Genomic DNA, 18,630 nt, shown 5'->3' with positions numbered 1-18,630 from the left:
TACAAGTTTCTCATATAATATGTTAAGTTGTTTTTACGGGAAAAGCTGAGGGTGGGTGAACGCCTTGAAAATGTATGAAAAAGCTCCAGCCAAAATCAATTTGATGCTGGATGTGTTGCATAAACGCGCCGATGGTTTCCATGAGGTGGAAATGATCATGACGATGGTCGATCTGGCGGACCGTCTTGAGCTGTCTGAGCTGAAGCGGGATTCGATTATCATCACGAGCCAGGCCGGTTATATTCCGCTGGATGAGAAGAACCTGGCCTTCCAGGCGGCAAGGCTTATTAAAGACCGCTATAATGTGAAGAGCGGCGTACATATCCATCTGGACAAAAGAATTCCGGTCGCTGCCGGCCTCGCCGGCGGCAGCAGCGATGCCGCAGCTACGCTGCGCGGCCTGAACCGTCTCTGGCGCCTCGGGATTCCGGCGCAGGAACTGCAGGAACTGGGCGCCGAGCTCGGCTCGGACGTCCCGTTCTGCGTCACAGGCGGCACTGCCCTCGCTACGGGCAGGGGCGAACGGCTGACTCCGATTAAGAGTCCGCCGCAGTGCTGGGTCATCCTGGCGAAGCCGCCGATCAATGTATCGACGGCTGAGGTGTACGGACGCGTACGCGCGAACAGCATAGCGGTGCATCCGTCTGCGTCACGGATGCAGGCAGCCATCGAGGCCGGCGACTTCGCAGCGGTCTGCGCTGGCCTCGGCAACGTGCTGGAGGACGTGACGCTTAAGCTGCACCCGGAGGTGCAGCAGCTTAAGGATGCGATGGTGAAGCTGGGCGCTGACGGCGTACTGATGTCCGGCAGCGGGCCTACAGTGTTCGGTCTGGTGTCGAAGCAGTCCAAGGTAGCCAGAATTTATAACGGCCTGCGCGGATTCTGCAAAGAAGTGTATGCGGTGCGTTCACTAAGCTGAGTGAATATCTATATAGCGGCGCAGTCCATTTCCATGGGTGGAAAATCCATTTTCGCTTGAATAAATCCGTACAAAAATGATATTATTTTTAATAATATTCGGTTTTGGCGAGGAGCATTCCGTGAAAAAACTAAAAAGAAGCCAACGTTTGGTAGACATGACCCAATTTTTGCTTGAGAAACCACATGATCTCTTGCCGCTGTCTACATTTGCAGACCGATACGGAGCGGCAAAGTCATCCATCAGTGAAGATTTGGCTATTATAAAAGAAGTGTTTGAAGGCGAAGGTATGGGCGAGCTGCAGACACTTGCCGGCGCAGCAGGCGGGGTGCGATATATTCCGCGGATGCCTACAGAGATGGCGCTGGACTTCGTGAACGGCCTATGCGGCCAGCTTGAGCAAAGCGACCGGATACTGCCTGGCGGCTATCTGTATATGTCTGATCTGCTCGGTCTTCCGTCGCTGATGGAACAGGCGGGCAAGATCATCGCAACAGCCTTCTATGGTGTGGAGATTGATGTGGTGATGACGGTGGAGACCAAGGGGATTCCGCTGGCTTATGCCACGGCTGCACAGCTTGGGCTACCGGTAGTGCTGGTGCGCCGCGACCATCAGGTGACGGAGGGCTCAGCGGTTAGCATTAATTATGTATCGGGATCACATAAGAGCATACATACGATGTCATTGTCCAGACGGGCGCTGCGGGAGAAATCCCGGGTGCTGATCGTGGATGATTTCATGAAGGCAGGCGGCACTGTGCGGGGAATGGTTGATCTGCTCGGTGAGTTCAACGCCGAGGTTGCCGGTGTGGGTGTGCTTGTTGAATCAGGGGCGGTTGAAACAGAGGAGCGCCTGCTGCATGACTATGTTTCTCTAGTGAAGTTAAGTGAAGTCGACTCCAAGGGGCGGCGGATATCGGCGTATCCGGGCAACTACTTTTCCTCTTGAGAAGGGCATGACCGTTAGATTTTAAAAATACGGGCAATATGTCGAATTCGTGAGGAAAGCTTAGAGAACTGCACGAAATGTGTCGAAATCGCTGATTCGGCAAAAATATTCTTCTTAATCAGGCATTTTTTGGAATCAAAAAGAAGGAATTCGCTTTGCTGTGTGGAATTATACACCAAGTCTCTGATGGAAAAAGGTGGTGAACACACACATGCAAATTACGGATGTCAGACTCCGCCGCGTCAACTCTGAGGGGAGAATGAAAGCAATCGCATCCATTACCATCGATAACGAGTTTGTTGTTCATGATATTCGCGTTATTGACGGTAATAACGGGATGTTCGTTGCAATGCCCAGTAAGCGTACACCGGATGGGGAATTCCGCGATATCGCACACCCGATTTCTTCGGGAACACGCGAAAAGATTCAATCCGCGGTTCTGGCCGAGTATGATCGCGCCGCTACAGAAGAAGAAGTCATTGAAGAGGGAGCCTAGGCTACAAAGCTAACTCTGAAGGACAGCTGCCCGCTTGGGTGGCTTAAGGCCATGCCGTTTTTTTTATTGGGGTTCGAAGAAAAGGGAACCATGCCTTCATGGTTCTCTTTTCTTTTTGCCCGGAATGAGATATATTCAGTAGTGAGCTAAAGAAGTAGGGGGTTGGCATTCTTGAAAAGAATGGCTGTTGTACTTGCTGCAGGACAGGGCAAGCGCATGAAATCTAAATTATATAAAGTACTGCACCCCGTCTGTGGCAAACCGATGGTGGGGCATGTACTGGATACAGTAAAAGCAACCGGATGTCAGCGTACAGTGGTTGTTGTCGGACATGGTGCAGAGAAGGTTAAAGCTTACATTGGCCAGGATGCGGAATATGTGCTGCAGGAAACCCAGCTCGGTACCGGCCACGCTGTCAAGCAGGCCAAGGGTCTACTCGGCGGTGAAGAGGGAACAACGGTTGTGATTTGCGGTGATACCCCGCTCGTAACAGCGGAAACGCTGGAAGGGCTGATGGCGCTGCATGAAGGCCGGCAGGCCGCTGCAACTGTACTGACAGCCGTAATGGATCAGCCTGCGGGTTACGGAAGAATCATTCGCGGCGAGGATGGCGGCGTGCTGAAGATTGTTGAGCAGAAGGACTGCACTCCTGAAGAAGCGGCTGTAAACGAGATCAACACGGGAACTTATTGCTTTGATAATGCCAAGTTGTTTGCAGCGCTGGAGAAGGTTACGAACAGCAATAACCAGCAGGAATATTATTTAACCGATGTTATCGGCATACTCCGGGCACAGGGAGATATCGTTCTTGGATATCAAGCTCATGATGCTGCGGAGTCTATTGGCGTTAACGACCGTTTGGCCTTGTCGGAAGCGGAAGGCCTTATGCGTCAGCGCATCAACCGCCAGCATATGCTCAGCGGTGTAACTATCATTGATCCTGCTTCAACCTATATTGGTGCTGATGTTATCATTGGAGCAGACACCATACTTTATCCGGGAACCATCCTGAAGGGCAAGACGGTGATCGGTGAGGATTGCATCATCGGTCCTTCCAGTGAAATTGAGGACTCTGTGATCATGGACGGCGCTGAGGTTAAGCATTCTGTGCTGAGCCAGGCAGAAGTCGGCGCACGGACCTCCGTTGGGCCTTTCGCTTATTTGCGTCCAGGCGCGGTGCTTGGAGAAGAAGTCAAGATTGGCGATTTTGTGGAAGTCAAGAATGCCGTCATTGGCGACGGCTCCAAAGTATCGCACCTGAGCTATGTCGGTGATGCGACAGTCGGTAAGAATGTAAATGTCGGCTGCGGTGCAATTACCGTTAATTACGACGGTTATAATAAGTCCAGAACCGAGATCGGTGATGATGCCTTTATTGGCAGCAATGTGAACCTTGTGGCTCCGGTTACGGTAGGCAAGGGAGCATTTGTAGTTGCCGGTTCGACAATAACACGTCCGGTTTCGGAGAATGATCTGGCGATTGCCAGAGTAAGGCAGGAGAACAAGCCTGGTTATGCGGAGAAGATCCGTTCCCGGGCCAAAGCAAAGAAAGACCAGTCGAGTCCATCTTAAGAAGCGCCAGAAGCCAAAGCGCCGGACGGACCCGCAATCCGCGCCGGCGCCATTTGGAAGTTAAATTCCGTCACGGAGGGTTTATATTTTATGACTTATTGCGATTCCAAACTCAAGATTTTCACCTGCAACTCCAATCCTAAGCTGGCCAGTCAAATTGCTGATTATATCGGCATTCCGATGGGCGAGTCCCATACAACCAGCTTCAGCGATGGGGAGATTCAGGTTAAGCTGTCAGAAAGCGTCCGTGGCTGTCATGTGTATATTGTGCAGTCCACCTGTGGTCCGGTTAATGATAATCTCATGGAGCTTCTCGTTATGGTAGATGCGCTCAAACGCGCCTCCGCGAAGAGCATCAACGTGGTTATTCCTTACTATGGGTATGCGCGTCAAGACCGTAAGGCCCGTTCCCGTGATCCGATTACGGCCAAGCTGGTAGCGAACCTGATTGAAAAAGCAGGCGCACACCGCGTCATTACCATGGACCTTCATGCGATGCAGATTCAAGGCTTCTTTGATATTCCGGTGGATCATCTGCTGGGTGTTCCGATTCTGGCCCAGTATTTCCGCTCCAAGCAGATTCAGAATCCCGTTGTTGTGTCTCCTGACCATGGCGGCGTAGTACGAGCCAGAAAGCTTGCTGATTTCCTGAACGCGCCGCTGGCGATTATCGACAAGCGCCGTCCGGAGCCGAATGTCAGTGAAGTTATGAACATCATTGGTAATATCGAAGGCAAGACGGCCATTCTGATTGATGACATCATCGATACGGCTGGAACCATTGTGCTCGGAGCCAATGCGCTGATGGAAGGTGGCGTGAAGGAAGTGTATGCTTGCTGTACCCATCCGGTATTGTCGGGTCCCGCGCATGAACGTCTGGAAAACTCTCCAATCAAAGAAATTATCGTGACGGATACGATTCCAATTCGCAGCAGCAATCCGACCTCCAAACTAAAAGTGCTGTCCGTGGCTCCACTGATGGGCGAGGCGATTATCCGCGTTCATGAAGAGCTGTCGATCAGCAAATTGTTCGAAATCGAATAAGCTGCTGGGTATAGTAAAAAAGGGTTACACCTCCTTAGTCGGAAGATGTAACCCTTGTCGGCGTAGTGTGGACTATAGCCTTAGCTGCTTTAGTACCCCGGCCGTGAGATGAAGGTAAACAGATTGCGGTTATACAGAGTTCCCTGCAGCTCAACAAAGCCTTCATCCACGGCTGTCACTACACCGATGTCAACGTGCACGTTGCCTCTGTATACCTGGACAGGCACTGCATATTGGATGTGGTACTGAAAATGGCGCTGAAGTGTTAAAATTTCGCCCTGAGGTAGCATGTTTCATCACCTGTCTTCGGAAGTTAAACTCATTGTACCAAAAACGGAGCTCTTCTGCCGGAGAGCACCGAAAATGAAAGGATAAGCCCCATCATGAAATGGATTGTTGGACTAGGGAATCCCGGACCGCAGTACGCGAAAACTAGGCATAATGTCGGCTTCATGGCTCTGGATGAGCTTGCGGCCAGAAACGGGATTACCTTCAACCAGAACAAATGCAAATCCGTTATCGGTGAGGGTGTCATTGACGGGGTAAAAGCCGTCTTGATCAAGCCGATGACATTTATGAATCTGTCCGGGGAAGCCGTTCGCGCCTACATGGACTATTACAAGGTGCCGCTTGAGGATATGATTGTCGTATATGATGATCTCGATACCGAGATCGGCAAAATCCGGCTGCGCTACCAAGGAAGCGCCGGCGGCCATAACGGCATTAAATCCATCATACAGCATACGGGCACGCAAAGCTTCAACCGTGTGCGGATGGGGATCTCGCGTCCTGAGCCCGGGTTTGCCATAGTTGATTACGTGCTCTCTGCCTTTCCCAAGAAGGATGGAGACCGGCTGGGGAAGATGATTCTCGATACCTGTGATGCTTTGGAGTTCAGCCTGAAGCACACTTTTGAGCAGACGATGGCCAAATTCAACGGCTGACAGCGGTAGTTGCCGTCAATTACACTTTAGGCTAAAGACAAGGCAGACGGGGCATACTGAAGGTATATACTACCTTCAGGAGGCATATAGATGGCAATAAACTATGTATGCAGGCATTGCCGCACATTTCTTGGAAGCGTCGAGAGAAGTGATTCTACAGAAATGCAGCTTGGCCTTCATTCCTTGACCCCTGCGGAGCGCAGAGATATCATAGCGTATGATTCAGAAGGCGAGATTACGGTAAAGGTTACTTGCGATTACTGCAAGGAAGCCTTGGAGAACAACCCCGAGCTCAGCCTGCTGGCCAGTCCGCTTCAGTAAGGTGGAAGCGCCTGTCTCTATCGTCATCCGCAAGCCTTAGCCCTACACGCTGAGGCTTGTTTTCAATTCTGATTATAATAGCTGACAGCGGCTATACCGCTGTCAGCCTATTTAGTAAGAGAGGTGCGCCTGTTGTTACAAGGTCTTATAGAAGCTTTTTCCAAAGATTCTGATTTTCAGTCCGTTACACGCGGCATCGCTGCGGGGATGAAGGAGCAGCTCATATCGGGTCTATCCGGTTCTGCCAGACAAATCATGCTGGCGGCGCTGCATGAGGAAACCTCGCGCCCGCTGCTCATAGTCACCCATAACATGTTCTCGGCTCAGAAAATGGCCGAGGATTTGCAGGAAGCGCTTTCCACAGACCGTGTGCTGCTCTATCCGGCGAATGAGCTTGTAGCCGCTGAAGCGGCGGTCTCCAGCCCGGAGACACTGGCCCAGCGGATTGAGGTACTGACCAAATGCGCCCAGGGCTTCCGTGGAGTTGTCGTGGTTCCTTATTCCGGTGTACGGCGGCTGCTTCCTTCGCCGCATGTGATGGCTAATGCGGAGCTGACGATTTCCCAGGATGGAACCCTGGAGCTTGACGGGCTCCTCATGTCTATGATTGAGATGGGCTATGAACGGGTGGAACGTGTCGAGAACCGCGGGGAGCTTAGCGTGCGGGGCGGTATTATTGATTTCTACCCAATGACTTCTCCTCTGGCTTACCGTGTGGAGCTGTTCGATGATGAGGTTGACTCCATCCGGACCTTCGATCCGCAGGACCAGCGTTCGATTGACAAGGTACGCAGTGTGAAGATTGCACCCGCCAAAGAAATCATTGCTGATCGGACGCGCCTGGATTCGGCTTCTGTCGAAGCTTCGGCGATGCTGGAACGGCAGCTTGAGAAAATGACTGACCGCCAGGCCAAGCTGCGTTTGCGTGAGGAGATGGGCAGGGAGCTGGAGATGCTCCGTGAAGGCAACTATTTTCCGGAAATCTATAAATATATCAGTCTCTTATATCCTGAACGTTCCCATCTGTATGATTATATGGCTCAGGATACACTGCTTGTGCTGGACGAACCGGCCAGACTGCTTGAAACTGCGAAGCAGCTTGAGCGCGACGAGTCCGAGTGGAATCTTCATCTGCTTCAGAACGGCAAGAATCTTCCAGACCTTCATCTCTCCGTCGAGAGTGATGCCATTATGTACCGCCGGCCGTTCCAAAGCCTGTTCATGTCAATCTTCCTGCGGCAGGTGCCGCATATTCAACCGCAGAATATCTTAGGCTTTATCAGCCGTGGAATGCAGGATTTTCATGGTCAGATGAATGTGCTGAAATCAGAGATGGAGCGCTGGCATAAATCAGGCGTTAAGGTCGTTATGCTCGCCAACGGGGAAGAACGGATGGAACGGGTCCGCAGGGTGCTGGACGATTACGGCATTGAGGAGCCTACCATACTCCAGGGAAATCTGGGCTCCGGGTTCGAGCTTCCTTCCATTCATCTTGCGGTGATTACCGAAGGCGAGATGTTCTCGCAGAAGCAGCGCAAGGCGCGCAAGGTATCCAAGGGCATTGATAATGCCGAACGGATTAAGAGCTACACCGAGCTGAAAATCGGTGACTATGTCGTTCACCAGAATCACGGGATCGGCAAATATATGGGTATCGGAACGCTTGAAGTCAGCGGGATTCACCGGGATTACATGCATATTATGTACGCCGGGGGGGATAAGCTCTCCGTACCGATTGAGCAAATTGATCTGATTCAGAAATATGTCGGCTCGGAAGACAAGGAGCCGAAGGTATATAAGCTTGGCGGCAATGAATGGACGAGGGTCACAAGTAAGGTGCGCTCTTCAGTACAGGATATCGCCGATGATCTGATCAAGCTGTATGCTGAGCGCCAAAGCGCCTTGGGCTACGGTTTTGAGAAGGATACCCAGGAGCAGCGCGAATTCGAGGAAATGTTCCCTTATGAGGAGACCCGCGATCAGCTCCGGGCGATTGAGGAAATCAAGAAAGACATGGAGCAGAACCGGCCAATGGACCGGCTGCTGTGCGGTGACGTGGGCTACGGCAAGACCGAGGTGGCGATCCGGGCCGCTTTTAAGTCGGCGATTGAAGGCAAGCAGGTTGCGGTGCTGGTTCCTACAACGATTCTGGCCCAGCAGCATTATGAGACCTTCCGCGAGCGCTTTGCCAACTATCCGCTTAACATTCAGGTGCTCAGCCGCTTCCGCAGCCGCAAGGAGCAGAACGAGACAATCAAAGGCGTACGGCAGGGCACGGTAGACGTGGTTATTGGCACGCACCGGCTGTTGTCGCAGGATATGGTGTTCAAGGACCTGGGTCTTCTCATTGTCGATGAGGAGCAGCGCTTCGGGGTAACCCATAAGGAGAAGCTGAAAAAGCTGAAAACCAACGTCGATGTGCTGACCCTTACGGCCACGCCTATTCCACGTACGCTTCATATGTCGATGCTTGGTGTGCGGGACTTGTCAGTTATTGAGACCCCACCGGAGAACCGCTTTCCCGTACAGACGTATGTGGTAGAGCATAGCCAGACGCTTACGCGGGAGGCGGTAGAACGTGAGTTGGCCCGCGGCGGCCAGGTCTATTATCTCTATAACCGCGTCCAGGGCATACAGGAAATGGCCGCGCAAATCTCCATGCTTGTGCCGGAGGCACGGGTGGGTATCGGTCATGGGCAAATGTCCGAGTCGGAGCTGGAGAAGACCATTCTCGATTTCCTGGATGGGGAATACGATGTGCTGGTCAGCACCAGCATTATTGAGACAGGGGTAGACATTCCGAACGTAAATACTTTGATTGTACATGATGCCGACAAGATGGGGCTGTCACAGCTCTATCAGCTACGCGGGCGCGTAGGCCGGTCCAACCGGATTGCCTATGCCTATTTCACTTACCAGCGTGACAAGGTGCTGACAGAGGTCGCTGAGAAACGCCTGCAGTCGATCAAGGAATTCACAGAGCTTGGCTCCGGCTTCAAAATTGCGATGCGCGACCTGTCCATTCGCGGAGCAGGTAATTTGCTGGGCGCTGAACAGCACGGGTTCATCGCTTCTGTCGGTTTCGACCTCTACTCACAAATGCTGGCGGAGGAGATCCGCAAGCGCAAGGTAAGTGTGCTTGGTGAGAAGGATACCTCGCTGAAGCAGGGCAATACGGTCATTGATTTGTCGATTGACGCGTATTTGCCGTCCGAATATATTTACGACAGCATTCAGAAGATTGAAATTTATAAAAAGGTTGCTGCCGTGGCTAATTTTGAAGATGCTGCAGAGCTTGAGGATGAGCTGCTGGACCGCTTCGGTGAATTGCCGGAGGCCGTCGTCAATCTGCTGTCGGTTGCCCGCCTGAAGGTATTCGGGAAGCTATACGGCATGGAATCCATAGTCCGCCGGGGGGATGAGGTCTCGCTGAATTTCCATGAGGGCAGCATCGGTTCTTTTGATACGGCCAAGCTTGCTAAAGTTGGAAATAGCTTTGAAAGACGTGTACAATTTGATAGGGATGCCAAAGCGACCATCCGCATCAAAGCCAAGGATCTCGGTGACAAGGAGCTGCTCGATTTGCTGGAACAGTTCCTGGCAGCCGCCAAACAGTCTTTAAAATCGAAGGGAGAACTACACAATGTCGTTAAATAAAAAAAAATCATGGAAAGTGCTGCTGGTTTCGCTGGTTGCGGCAATTTCTTTCTCCATGCTTGCAGCCTGCAGCAGCAAGAACGGCAATGCAGCAGAAGATAACAGCACCGCAGTAGCTACTTACAAGGGCGGCACCATTACAGAGAAGGAATTTGATCTGGATACACGCGTGATGAAGTTCCTGTCTCCTCAGCAGGCACAGTACCTGGAAATTGACGCCTTTAAGGAATCAATTCTGAAGCAGGAGGTTGCTTTTGAATACCTGTCAGGCAAAGCTACGGATGCCGCGAAGAAAGAGGCGGAGAAGGAAGCCGATGTTCAGGTGAATACCATTAAGACAGGCCTGGGCGACACTTATGAGAGCACGCTGAAGGAGCAGAATTTGACGGAAGCGGATATCCGCTCTTACATGGTGCGTGTACTTACCGTGTATCAGGACATGCTGCTGAAGGTTACCGACGACCAGGTGAAGACTGAATTTGAAGCGACCAAAGGTGACTTTACCGTAGCTACGCTGCGTCATGTGCTGATCGGTCTGAAGGATTCTGCGGGCAAGGAGCGCACTGATGCAGATGCGCTGAAGCTGGCTAAGGAAGTTAAAGCCAAGCTGGACGGCGGTGCCGACTTTGCAGCAACAGCCAAGGAATATTCTGACGATACAGGTTCAAAGAATAGTGGCGGGGAATATAAGGACAAGACGCTGGGAACATATGTTGAGGAATTTAAGAAGGCAGCCCAAACCTTGCCGCTGAATACTATCAGTGATCCGGTGAAGACCAGCTACGGTTATCATATTATTAAGGTGGAATCCCGTACGGAGACAACCTTTGACAAGCTGACCGCAGATCAGAAGGAAACCATTAAGAGCAAGCTGGCTTCTAATGGGCTGGAATCCTTCCTGGAGAAGGATCTGGGATCGCTTGATATCAAAATCAATCTGCCGAAGAGCTCCGCGGCTGCAGGAGCTACGAGTGGAACAGAGCCAACAGCCGCACCAAGCGCAGAGGCTCCGGCTGCTACTGAAGCTGCCAAATAATCAGGACAAGCATGGACAGGCACCCCGTCGCATTAAGCGGCGGGGCTATTTTGATGGACGGAATTCGCTTGATGAACTTGGGTAATTAGTGTATAAAAATGGAAATGTTAGCGCATAACTAAAATGGTTCCAATCCCTTCTGTTGAACTTTTTTATACATGCCCTAAGGATGTATAAGGAACTGGGAAGAGATGAATACTATGGGCAGATATTTCGATAAATCACTGGGATTATCCATTCCCATAATGGACAGTAGTTGGACCATACTTCTTAAGAAAGCGGGGCAACATGTGAAATGAAAGCTACTGGAATTGTACGCCGTATTGATGACCTCGGACGAGTTGTTATCCCTAAAGAGATCAGACGCACTCTACGTATTCGTGAAGGTGACCCACTGGAAATTTTCGTCGACCGCGACGGTGAAGTCATACTGAAAAAGTATTCTCCAATTGGCGAGCTGGGCGATTTCGCCAAGGAGTACGCGGAGTCGCTTTTTGAAGGAACAGGCCATATTACGATGATCACCGACCGGGACAGCTTTATCGCTCTTGCCGGCGGCTCCAAAAAGGATTATCTGGACAAGCAGGTGGGTGCGCTGCTCGAGAAGGTAATGGAGGGCCGGAAAACGGTCCTTGAAACCAATGGAGGAAGCTATGATATCGGCAAGGATCACCCGGAGACGGTATCCTCTTATGTGGCTGCACCGATTATTTCCGGTGGGGACCCTATCGGCTGCGTAGTGCTTATGAATAAGGATGATTCGGTAAAAATGGCTCAAATGGAAGTGAAGATGGCCGAGACGGCCGCCGCTTTCCTGGGCAAGCAAATGGAGCAATAACCGCTTTGGCACTATGGACCCCGCTTTCCTTTTGGTATGATGTACAAAGGGAACGGCGGGGTTTTGCCGTTCTGGGGCAGGGAATAAATGATTTCGTGAGCGTTTACCCCTGTCTCTGCGGCGAAACGTTTCTACTTGCGTGTCCATATGCGTTATAATATAGAAATTCATCCAATCATAGCAGTTATGGCTGTAGAAGCAGGTATATTATGAAATCCAATCCTCAAGGCTCCAAGCTGCTGCAAGGCGCGTTCATTCTTAGCGCTGCCGCCATCCTTTCCAAGCTGATTGGCACCTTGCAGAAGATTCCGCTGCAAAATTTGGGCGGCGATGCTGTATTCGGCATCTATAATACCGTCTATCCGCTGTATACGATGCTGGTGACGGTGGCCATGCTGGGACTTCCCGCCGCGGTTTCGAAATTCGTGGCCGAGGCTTCTGCGGGAAGGGCTGAGCATGAAGGACGGCGAATCCTGCTGCTGTCGGCTGTTCTTACAGCGATTAGTGGTGTCGTTATCGGAATTGCCGTTTATGCCGGGGCACCGGTTATTGCGGTCTGGGTAGGCAATTCACATGTCACACCTGCACTGCGCAGCAGTGCGTGGGGACTTGCGGTTGTTCCGCTTATGGCTGCGCTGCGCGGTTATTTTCAAGGGCTGCATAACATGGTGCCTACTGCCGTGTCGCAGGTGGTCGAACAGACAGTACGTGTAGCGGTCATGATTGCACTGCTGCTGTACTTGACCTCTATCGGTACGGATGCTGCAGGTATCGCAGCCGGTGCGCTGCTTGGCTCCGCCGGGGGCGGAGCGGCAGGCCTGCTCATTATGCTGCTGTACCTGCGGCGGCACCGCCGGAGAGGGGCGCAGCCTGAGCTTGCTGCAGCGGCAGAGACGGCTGGGCCGCCGGCATGGTCCGGTGCTGCTGCTGGAGCCGCAGGCAGGAAGGCTGCAGGAATCCGTACCCGGCAGTTGCTCGCTTACGGGCTGCCGGTGATGCTCGGGGCACTGGCCGTACCACTGGTCGGACTGGTGGATGTGTTCACGGTGCCCCGCCTGCTGTCCACAGGCGGCAGTGAAGCTGCAGCGATGGCGCAGTTCGGGATCTACAACCGCGGCCTGCCGCTGGTGCAGATCGTTACGATGCTGGCCACATCGCTGTCCGTTGTGTTCATCCCGGCCTTGGCCGAAGCCAAGTATCGGGGGGATCTGGCCCTGATCCAGACCCGCTGCAGCTTGTCGCTGCGCTGGTTCTGGCTGCTGGGCCTGGCCGCTGCCGTAGGCCTGGCTGTGCTTGTGGAGCCGATCAACGTGGCACTCTACGGCGACGCCTCCGGCAGCACCGCGATGACCTGGCTGGCCTTCACTGCCGCAGGCAGTACGGTCAGCATCATCTCGGCCGCGCTGCTGCAGGGCCTCGGCGCCGTGCGTGCGCCGGCGCTGCACCTCCTGGCCGCCGCGCTGCTGAAGGCGGCCCTCAACCTGCTGCTCGTGCCGCAGCAGGGCATTACCGGCGCGGCCATCGCCAGCGTGGCCGCGCATGGGCTTGCAGCAGCGCTGAACGTGCTGCTGCTGCACCGCCAGGGCCATCTGCGGCTTCGCCTCGCAGATGCCCTGGTACGGCCCGCGCTGCTGCTCGCGGGCCTGGGCCTGGCCGCTGCTGCGGTGAGCAGCGGCATCGGCGGCGCGGCAGCCGCCGCAGGGCTTGGCGGCAGCCGCACCGCGGCGCTGGCGCAGAGCCTGCTCGGCGTGCTCGCAGGCTGCGCCGTCTTTGCCATCGGCGCTGTGGCCCTGCGGCTGCTCAGCGAGAGCGAGCTGCGCCAGCTTCCGGGCTTCGGCCCGCGGCTGGCGGACAAGCTAAAGAAGCTGCGCCTGTTCCCATAAGGCGCAGCCGCACTGGCTTTGCTTTTTACGCTATTAGTAGCGTTATTAGTCAGTTTACGCTATTGGTCAGTTGCGCTATTAGTCAGTTATGCTATTGGTCAGTTTACGCCATTAGTCAGTTTACGCTATTGGTCAGTTGCGCGATTGGTCAGTTGTGCTATTAGTCAGTTATGCTATTGGTCACTTTACACCATTGTGCAGTTACGCCATTAGCCAGTTACGCAATTGCTCAGTTACGCTGTAAGGCAATTGCGCTATCAGGCAGCTAAGCCATTAGCTACAACGCCATTTAGCCATTACACTAGCCCATCACACCCCAGATCATCCTCACCCAAATAACACGTTTTTATCGGCATTTACATAAGAGCGGCCATCAGCCGCCTGAAAGGAGTGGAAACGCATGAGCGGAACATTAACGGTAGTCGGGCTCGGCTCCGGTAATCCGGACCGGTTGACACTGGGGATTATCAAGAAATTGAAGGCGGCATCCGCTGTCTACGTGCGGACCGCAGAGCATCCCGTTATGGCGGCTCTGGTGGAGCTTGAGATTGCTTCGCAATCCTTTGACGGGCTATACGAATCACTGTCCTCTTTTCCTGAGGTATATGAGGCGATTACGGTGAAATTGATCGAAGAGGCGGCTTCGGCACCGCAGGGGACGGAAATTGTCTACGCGGTTCCAGGGCATCCAATGGTTGCAGAATCGGCGGTCTCTTTACTGCGCCAGCGCTGCCCGGAAGCGGGAATTGAGCTGAACATTCTCGGCGGTGAGAGCTTCCTAGACGAGGCGTTTGTACGCCTCGGGTTTGACCCCATTGAGGGCTTTCAGCTTCTGGACGCGTCCGGCATCCGCAGCTCCCAGCTCCAGCCGGAGCTGCATACGCTGATCGGCCAGGTATACGACAGCTTCACCGCGTCGGAAACCAAGCTCAGCCTGATGGAGCTGTACCCGCCGGAATATGAGGTTATTGTAGGCCATGCCCTTGGGGTAGAGGGCGAAGAACGTATTGACCGCGTGCCCCTGTATGAGCTGGACCGTCTGGATGGCTACGGCAATCTGTCCCTTGTGTATGTTCCGGCGAACCGTTCGGAGGCGGCGCGGCGGCGCACCTTTGCCCGTCTGCATGAGATTGTCGATACGCTTCGCAGCCCGGAAGGCTGCCCTTGGGACCGGGAACAGACGCATGATTCACTGCGCAAAAATCTGATTGAAGAAACCTATGAGGTGCTGGAGACGATTGACGAGGATGACCCGGACCACATGAAGGAAGAGCTTGGTGATCTGCTGCTGCAGATTATGCTGCACTCTCAAATGGAGGAGGAAGTCGGGACCTTTAATGTATATGATGTGATTGAAGGGCTGAACGACAAGCTGATCTTCCGCCATCCGCATGTATTCGGGGATCAGGCTGCCGGAAATGCTGAGGAGGCGCTGCAGAACTGGGAAGGCATGAAGGCGGAGGAGAAGCGGCGCAAAGGCGTGAAGCCCGAAGCGGAGTCCGCACTGAGTGGTGTTCCCCGTGATCTGCCGGCGCTGATGAAGGCGTACAAGCTGCAGAAGAAGGCCTCCAAGGTAGGCTTCGACTGGGACAACGTAAACGATGTTCTGGCCAAAATCCGCGAGGAAGTGGATGAGCTGCAGGAAGCCATTCAGAATGGTGATTCAGCAGAAGAGCAAACGCTGGAGCTGGGCGATCTGCTGTTTGCTGCAGCCAATGCCGCCCGCTTCATCGGGGCCGACCCGGAAGAAGCGTTGACCCGCACCAACCGCAAATTCGTCGCACGGTTCCAGTATATCGAGCGGCGTCTCCTGAGCCAAGGAACAAGTGTGAAGGACAGCACACTGGCTGAGATGGAAGAGCTCTGGCAGGAAGCCAAAACAGAGGAGCGAAAGCTCTAGGAGTGATTGCTTCATCAGATATGCCGCTCTTTCGCTGTCCGGACATCGTTATAGACTGCCATTGCTGCGGTTATCCGGTATATGTAGCCGAAGAAGCGGCAATGCTGTGAATGCAGCGCAAATCTTTGATCTGGAATGCAAAGCTCAGTTGATAGTGTTATAGTGCTATATGCCCGTATTTATCCGCCGGCGGTGTTTTTTTTGAAAAATCAGCAGAGCATGGCAGGAATTCAGGGCGGCATCAAGAATATCATAAAGACGAAATGACGAATTGCGGCACATTATGGCAGCAGCCTCGCGTTTCATTTTATTTTTTTGTATCCTAGGAGGAACTTTAAACTATGAACAAGACAGATTTGGTAAACAACATTTCCGAAAAAAGCGGATTGGCAAAAAAAGACGTAGAAGCCGTAATTAACGGTGTTCTGAGCGAAATTACCGATGCTCTTGCACAAGGCGACAAGGTGCAGCTGATCGGCTTCGGCACTTTTGAAACCCGCAAACGTTCCGGCCGTACCGGCCGCAACCCGCAAACGGGCACAACGATTGAAATTCCTGAGTCGACTGTACCTGCCTTCAAGGCTGGCAACAAGCTCAAAGAAGCCGTCAACTAATGCGTCTCGACAAATTCCTGAAGGTATCCCGTTTGATTAAGCGCCGCACAGTGGCCAAGGATGTGTCCGAACAGGGCCGGGTTCTGATCAACGGGCGGGAATCCAAGCCGAGCAGCACAGTGAAGATCGGCGACGAAATTACAGTGCAATTCGGCCAAAAGCTTGTGACGGTCAAAGTGGAAAAGCTGGTGGAAACGACCCGCAAGGACGAAGCCGCCGGCATGTATACACTGCTCCGGGAAGAGCCTGTTGCCAAGAGCAGCGGCCTCGACTGGTAAGCGGACCAACAAGATTAACTAAGAAAGCGCAACTTTACACTTTGTAGAGTTTGCGCTTTTTTTAATACATTGCGCTGCCTCTGTTCTACAACCTCTCCTTCCGCCATAGATTAGAATCAAGAAGGAGGGGTACATGCTATGAGCGAGCCAGCAAAGGTTAACAAGCAGCACGATCTGCACATGCGCAGCCGCAAGCAACTGGAGCTTACCGGCGTGCAAAATGTGGAGAGCTTTGACAGCGAGGAGTTTCTGCTTCGTACGGAACTTGGTCATCTCACCATTCGCGGGAATCATTTACATATCAAAAATTTAAGTCTGGAGAACGGCATATTGTCTCTGGAGGGCAATGTGCATTCCCTGATTTATCTTGATCCCGGAGCGCAGGGCAAAAATAAAGGATTACTCGGCAAGCTGTTTAAATGAATCCCACAGTTCAGTGGATGACCCTGCTCTATATGATGCTGGCTGGCACAGCGATGGGACTGGCCTATGACAGCTACCGGGTGCTGTCGCTGAAATTAAGCTTTCCCAAATGGCTGAATGCGCTGCTGGATCTACTGTATTGGTTATGGGCGGCGCTGCTTGTCTTTCGCATGCTGTATGCCGGAAATCAGGGACAATTGAGGTTTTATGTCTTTGTAGGGCTGTTTCTAGGCGTATGGATCTATTTTTTAATCTTCAGTGTTACGGTGCGGCGTTTTGTGGTAATGTTAATTCAGTCGGTTCAGTATACGTGCAGACTGCTATGGAGAATGGTTGAGGTATTAATAGGTGTACCGCTTCGCTGGCTGTGGCGCCTCCTCAGAGGAACGCTGCTGCTGCTTGGCCGTATCCTGTTATTTATACTAAAGCTGCTGCTGCGGATAACGAAGCCAATCTGGTTCTTTCCTGTAAAATGGATCACTCCATATGCTTTGCGGCTCTATCACAGCACCTGGATCACGAGATTCACTGCATGGATTAACACCAAGAGGAAACACTGACCTAGAACGGGGGTACACGCATGAACAGATTCTCTGCGGAAGAGAAGGGAAATAACCATAAAGCTTCGGCCGCAGGCGCGAAGAGAAGAAGATTCATATGGATACTCGTCGTCGCGGTGTTTTTTGGCTGGGCCGGTTATATTTTCTTTGCCCAGAGCGCAGTGATTGCGGAGAAGAGTGAACAGCTCGCCAAGAAGAAGGAGAGCAGTGAGACGGTAAATACTTCCTTGGGCCAGCTTAAATATGAAGTATCACGCCTGAAAGATGATGAGTATGTCGGCCAATTGGCGCGTAAATGGTACAATATGTATCCTGAGGGCGAACTGCCTATCCGTACAGAGCAATCAGGGAAATAAAGCGGGCCAAAAGAGGCTTTAGCTGTGTTGCCTTGGTTTGTTCTTTACTGTATAATCAAATCACCGCAGACAGGATGGACTTTATATTCGTCTGTATATTTTTAAGGGAGGATCATTTTATTCTATGGCAATTGAAGTGGGCACCAAGTTAGAGGGCAAGGTGACAGGCATCACGCATTTCGGAGCATTTGTGGATCTGTCAGGAGGTGTCACAGGTCTCGTTCACATCTCGGAAATCGCCGATAATTACGTCAAGGATGTTAACGATCATTTGAAGATTGCGGATGTAGTAACCGTTAAGGTGATCAATGTTGACAAGGATGGCAAGATCGGACTTTCCATTAAGCAGGCCGTAGATAAGCCTGCATCAGAAGTACGTCCCCCAAGAGCTCCAAGACCTGAACGTCCAAGCGGTGGAGACCGTTTCGGCGGCGGTGGCGGAAGTGCTGGCGGCGGCGGTGGTTACAATCGTGAACGGGGAGGGCGTCCATTCAAGCCTGCAGCCGGTAAACCTTCATTCGAGGATAAAATGTCACGCTTCCTGAAAGACAGCGAAGAACGGATGTCTTCGATCAAGAAGAACACAGAAGGTAAGCGCGGAGGCCGTGGAGCCAAGCGCGTATAATTCAATACTTGCATATCACAATAACCGCCAGGGGCGTAATGCCCTTTGCGGTTTTTTTGTCGGTGTGAGAAAAGTTGCCGACAGCATCCTTGCCATTCTCACATAACTCCAGAGCAATCGCTGGCGAATGTCTGCGGCAGCAGAGGGCAGTGAAGTTCGCAGAGGGGTTGCCGGAGGCCGTTAACCGATTGTCCCGCAAGGGATTAGCAGGCTTC

The 18,630-nt window shown here is 52.6% G+C and carries 19 protein-coding genes; 18 read left to right on the top strand and 1 reads right to left on the bottom strand.

The genetic code is table 11. The features are described 5' to 3' along the window. The first annotated feature begins 64 nt into the window (after nucleotides 1-64). The 5 genes from ispE (at nucleotide 65) to ACX1DY_RS29210 (ending at nucleotide 4,980) form a co-directional block, all read left to right on the top strand. Nucleotides 65-919, top strand: a complete 855-nt coding sequence (gene ispE, locus ACX1DY_RS29230; RefSeq protein WP_458967637.1) for a 4-(cytidine 5'-diphospho)-2-C-methyl-D-erythritol kinase — start codon at nucleotides 65-67, stop codon at nucleotides 917-919. A 121-nt stretch (nucleotides 920-1,040) separates the two neighbouring features. Then, nucleotides 1,041-1,868 carry a pur operon repressor gene (gene purR / locus ACX1DY_RS29225; protein ID WP_458967636.1) on the top strand — a complete coding sequence of 276 codons (828 nt, stop codon included), beginning with the start codon at nucleotides 1,041-1,043 and terminating at the stop codon, nucleotides 1,866-1,868. Between the two features lie 211 nt (nucleotides 1,869-2,079). Next, nucleotides 2,080-2,364: a septation regulator SpoVG gene (gene spoVG / locus ACX1DY_RS29220; RefSeq protein ID WP_019914489.1), complete on the top strand. Its 285-nt coding sequence runs from the start codon at nucleotides 2,080-2,082 to the stop codon at nucleotides 2,362-2,364. Nucleotides 2,365-2,535: 171 nt separating this feature from the next. Continuing rightward, nucleotides 2,536-3,936 carry a bifunctional UDP-N-acetylglucosamine diphosphorylase/glucosamine-1-phosphate N-acetyltransferase GlmU gene (glmU, locus tag ACX1DY_RS29215; RefSeq protein ID WP_458967635.1) on the top strand — a complete coding sequence of 467 codons (1,401 nt, stop codon included), beginning with the start codon at nucleotides 2,536-2,538 and terminating at the stop codon, nucleotides 3,934-3,936. Nucleotides 3,937-4,026: 90 nt separating this feature from the next. Beyond that, nucleotides 4,027-4,980 (top strand): ribose-phosphate diphosphokinase, encoded by a 954-nt coding sequence (locus tag ACX1DY_RS29210; RefSeq protein ID WP_019914487.1) that lies wholly within the window; start codon nucleotides 4,027-4,029, stop codon nucleotides 4,978-4,980. Between the two features lie 89 nt (nucleotides 4,981-5,069). On the opposite strand, the gene ACX1DY_RS29205 is transcribed toward ACX1DY_RS29210, so the two are convergent. Then, complete coding sequence (locus ACX1DY_RS29205; RefSeq protein WP_458967634.1) at nucleotides 5,070-5,270, bottom strand: hypothetical protein; 201 nt, start codon at nucleotides 5,268-5,270, stop codon at nucleotides 5,070-5,072. 93 nt (nucleotides 5,271-5,363) lie between these two features. Between ACX1DY_RS29205 and pth the strand changes: the two genes are divergently transcribed. From pth to ACX1DY_RS29140, 13 genes are all read left to right on the top strand, one after another. Then, nucleotides 5,364-5,924, top strand: a complete 561-nt coding sequence (gene pth / locus ACX1DY_RS29200) for an aminoacyl-tRNA hydrolase (protein WP_458967633.1) — start codon at nucleotides 5,364-5,366, stop codon at nucleotides 5,922-5,924. A 90-nt stretch (nucleotides 5,925-6,014) separates the two neighbouring features. After that, the gene (locus tag ACX1DY_RS29195) at nucleotides 6,015-6,245 is read left to right on the top strand and encodes an anti-sigma-F factor Fin family protein (RefSeq protein ID WP_019914484.1); all 231 of its coding nucleotides are present in this window, start codon (nucleotides 6,015-6,017) and stop codon (nucleotides 6,243-6,245) included. Nucleotides 6,246-6,377: 132 nt separating this feature from the next. Further along, nucleotides 6,378-9,902 carry a transcription-repair coupling factor gene (gene mfd / locus ACX1DY_RS29190; RefSeq protein ID WP_458967632.1) on the top strand — a complete coding sequence of 1,175 codons (3,525 nt, stop codon included), beginning with the start codon at nucleotides 6,378-6,380 and terminating at the stop codon, nucleotides 9,900-9,902. Continuing rightward, nucleotides 9,889-10,938, top strand: a complete 1,050-nt coding sequence (locus ACX1DY_RS29185) for a peptidylprolyl isomerase (RefSeq protein ID WP_458967631.1) — start codon at nucleotides 9,889-9,891, stop codon at nucleotides 10,936-10,938. The genes mfd and ACX1DY_RS29185 overlap by 14 nt, the downstream gene beginning before the upstream one ends. A gap of 295 nt (nucleotides 10,939-11,233) precedes the next feature. Next, a complete protein-coding gene (gene spoVT / locus ACX1DY_RS29180; RefSeq protein WP_458967630.1) occupies nucleotides 11,234-11,776 on the top strand; it encodes a stage V sporulation protein T in 543 nt (180 codons plus the stop codon). Between the two features lie 209 nt (nucleotides 11,777-11,985). Continuing rightward, nucleotides 11,986-13,659, top strand: coding sequence for a putative polysaccharide biosynthesis protein (locus ACX1DY_RS29175; protein WP_458967629.1), 1,674 nt, complete (start codon nucleotides 11,986-11,988; stop codon nucleotides 13,657-13,659). A gap of 400 nt (nucleotides 13,660-14,059) precedes the next feature. Then, the gene (gene yabN, locus ACX1DY_RS29170) at nucleotides 14,060-15,559 is read left to right on the top strand and encodes a bifunctional methyltransferase/pyrophosphohydrolase YabN (protein WP_458967628.1); all 1,500 of its coding nucleotides are present in this window, start codon (nucleotides 14,060-14,062) and stop codon (nucleotides 15,557-15,559) included. A gap of 341 nt (nucleotides 15,560-15,900) precedes the next feature. Next, on the top strand, nucleotides 15,901-16,173 hold the full coding sequence (locus ACX1DY_RS29165; RefSeq protein ID WP_458967627.1) for an HU family DNA-binding protein: 273 nt from the start codon (nucleotides 15,901-15,903) through the stop codon (nucleotides 16,171-16,173). After that, entirely contained in the window at nucleotides 16,173-16,451 is a 279-nt protein-coding gene (locus tag ACX1DY_RS29160; RefSeq protein ID WP_019914474.1) for an RNA-binding S4 domain-containing protein, read from the top strand. The genes ACX1DY_RS29165 and ACX1DY_RS29160 overlap by 1 nt, the downstream gene beginning before the upstream one ends. A 138-nt stretch (nucleotides 16,452-16,589) precedes the next feature. Beyond that, nucleotides 16,590-16,874 carry a sporulation protein YabP gene (gene yabP / locus ACX1DY_RS29155; protein ID WP_458967626.1) on the top strand — a complete coding sequence of 95 codons (285 nt, stop codon included), beginning with the start codon at nucleotides 16,590-16,592 and terminating at the stop codon, nucleotides 16,872-16,874. Further along, on the top strand, nucleotides 16,871-17,434 hold the full coding sequence (gene yabQ / locus ACX1DY_RS29150) for a spore cortex biosynthesis protein YabQ (protein ID WP_458967625.1): 564 nt from the start codon (nucleotides 16,871-16,873) through the stop codon (nucleotides 17,432-17,434). The genes yabP and yabQ overlap by 4 nt, the downstream gene beginning before the upstream one ends. Nucleotides 17,435-17,454: 20 nt before the next feature. Further along, the gene (locus tag ACX1DY_RS29145; RefSeq protein ID WP_458967624.1) at nucleotides 17,455-17,790 is read left to right on the top strand and encodes an FtsB family cell division protein; all 336 of its coding nucleotides are present in this window, start codon (nucleotides 17,455-17,457) and stop codon (nucleotides 17,788-17,790) included. Nucleotides 17,791-17,914: 124 nt separating this feature from the next. Beyond that, nucleotides 17,915-18,415 (top strand): S1 domain-containing RNA-binding protein, encoded by a 501-nt coding sequence (locus ACX1DY_RS29140; RefSeq protein WP_458967623.1) that lies wholly within the window; start codon nucleotides 17,915-17,917, stop codon nucleotides 18,413-18,415. Nucleotides 18,416-18,630 lie beyond the last annotated feature (215 nt).

It is taken from the genome of Paenibacillus sp. BAC0078, assembly GCF_054483875.1.
This window is presented reverse-complemented; position numbering and strand designations above follow the sequence as displayed.

Excerpts from the sequence above, each read along its gene's own strand:
- ACX1DY_RS29185 (WP_458967631.1), top strand. The coding sequence starts at position 9,889 with ATGTCGTTAAATAAAAAAAAATCATGGAAAGTGCTGCTGGTTTCGCTG.
- spoVT (WP_458967630.1), top strand. The coding sequence starts at position 11,234 with ATGAAAGCTACTGGAATTGTACGCCGTATTGATGACCTCGGACGAGTT.
- ACX1DY_RS29160 (WP_019914474.1), top strand. The coding sequence starts at position 16,173 with ATGCGTCTCGACAAATTCCTGAAGGTATCCCGTTTGATTAAGCGCCGC.
- ACX1DY_RS29195 (WP_019914484.1), top strand. The coding sequence starts at position 6,015 with ATGGCAATAAACTATGTATGCAGGCATTGCCGCACATTTCTTGGAAGC.
- pth (WP_458967633.1), top strand. The coding sequence starts at position 5,364 with ATGAAATGGATTGTTGGACTAGGGAATCCCGGACCGCAGTACGCGAAA.
- ACX1DY_RS29205 (WP_458967634.1), bottom strand. The coding sequence starts at position 5,270 with ATGCTACCTCAGGGCGAAATTTTAACACTTCAGCGCCATTTTCAGTAC.
- ACX1DY_RS29145 (WP_458967624.1), top strand. The coding sequence starts at position 17,455 with ATGAACAGATTCTCTGCGGAAGAGAAGGGAAATAACCATAAAGCTTCG.
- yabN (WP_458967628.1), top strand. The coding sequence starts at position 14,060 with ATGAGCGGAACATTAACGGTAGTCGGGCTCGGCTCCGGTAATCCGGAC.
- spoVG (WP_019914489.1), top strand. The coding sequence starts at position 2,080 with ATGCAAATTACGGATGTCAGACTCCGCCGCGTCAACTCTGAGGGGAGA.
- ACX1DY_RS29165 (WP_458967627.1), top strand. The coding sequence starts at position 15,901 with ATGAACAAGACAGATTTGGTAAACAACATTTCCGAAAAAAGCGGATTG.
- yabQ (WP_458967625.1), top strand. The coding sequence starts at position 16,871 with ATGAATCCCACAGTTCAGTGGATGACCCTGCTCTATATGATGCTGGCT.
- ACX1DY_RS29210 (WP_019914487.1), top strand. The coding sequence starts at position 4,027 with ATGACTTATTGCGATTCCAAACTCAAGATTTTCACCTGCAACTCCAAT.
- yabP (WP_458967626.1), top strand. The coding sequence starts at position 16,590 with ATGAGCGAGCCAGCAAAGGTTAACAAGCAGCACGATCTGCACATGCGC.
- ACX1DY_RS29140 (WP_458967623.1), top strand. The coding sequence starts at position 17,915 with ATGGCAATTGAAGTGGGCACCAAGTTAGAGGGCAAGGTGACAGGCATC.
- ACX1DY_RS29175 (WP_458967629.1), top strand. The coding sequence starts at position 11,986 with ATGAAATCCAATCCTCAAGGCTCCAAGCTGCTGCAAGGCGCGTTCATT.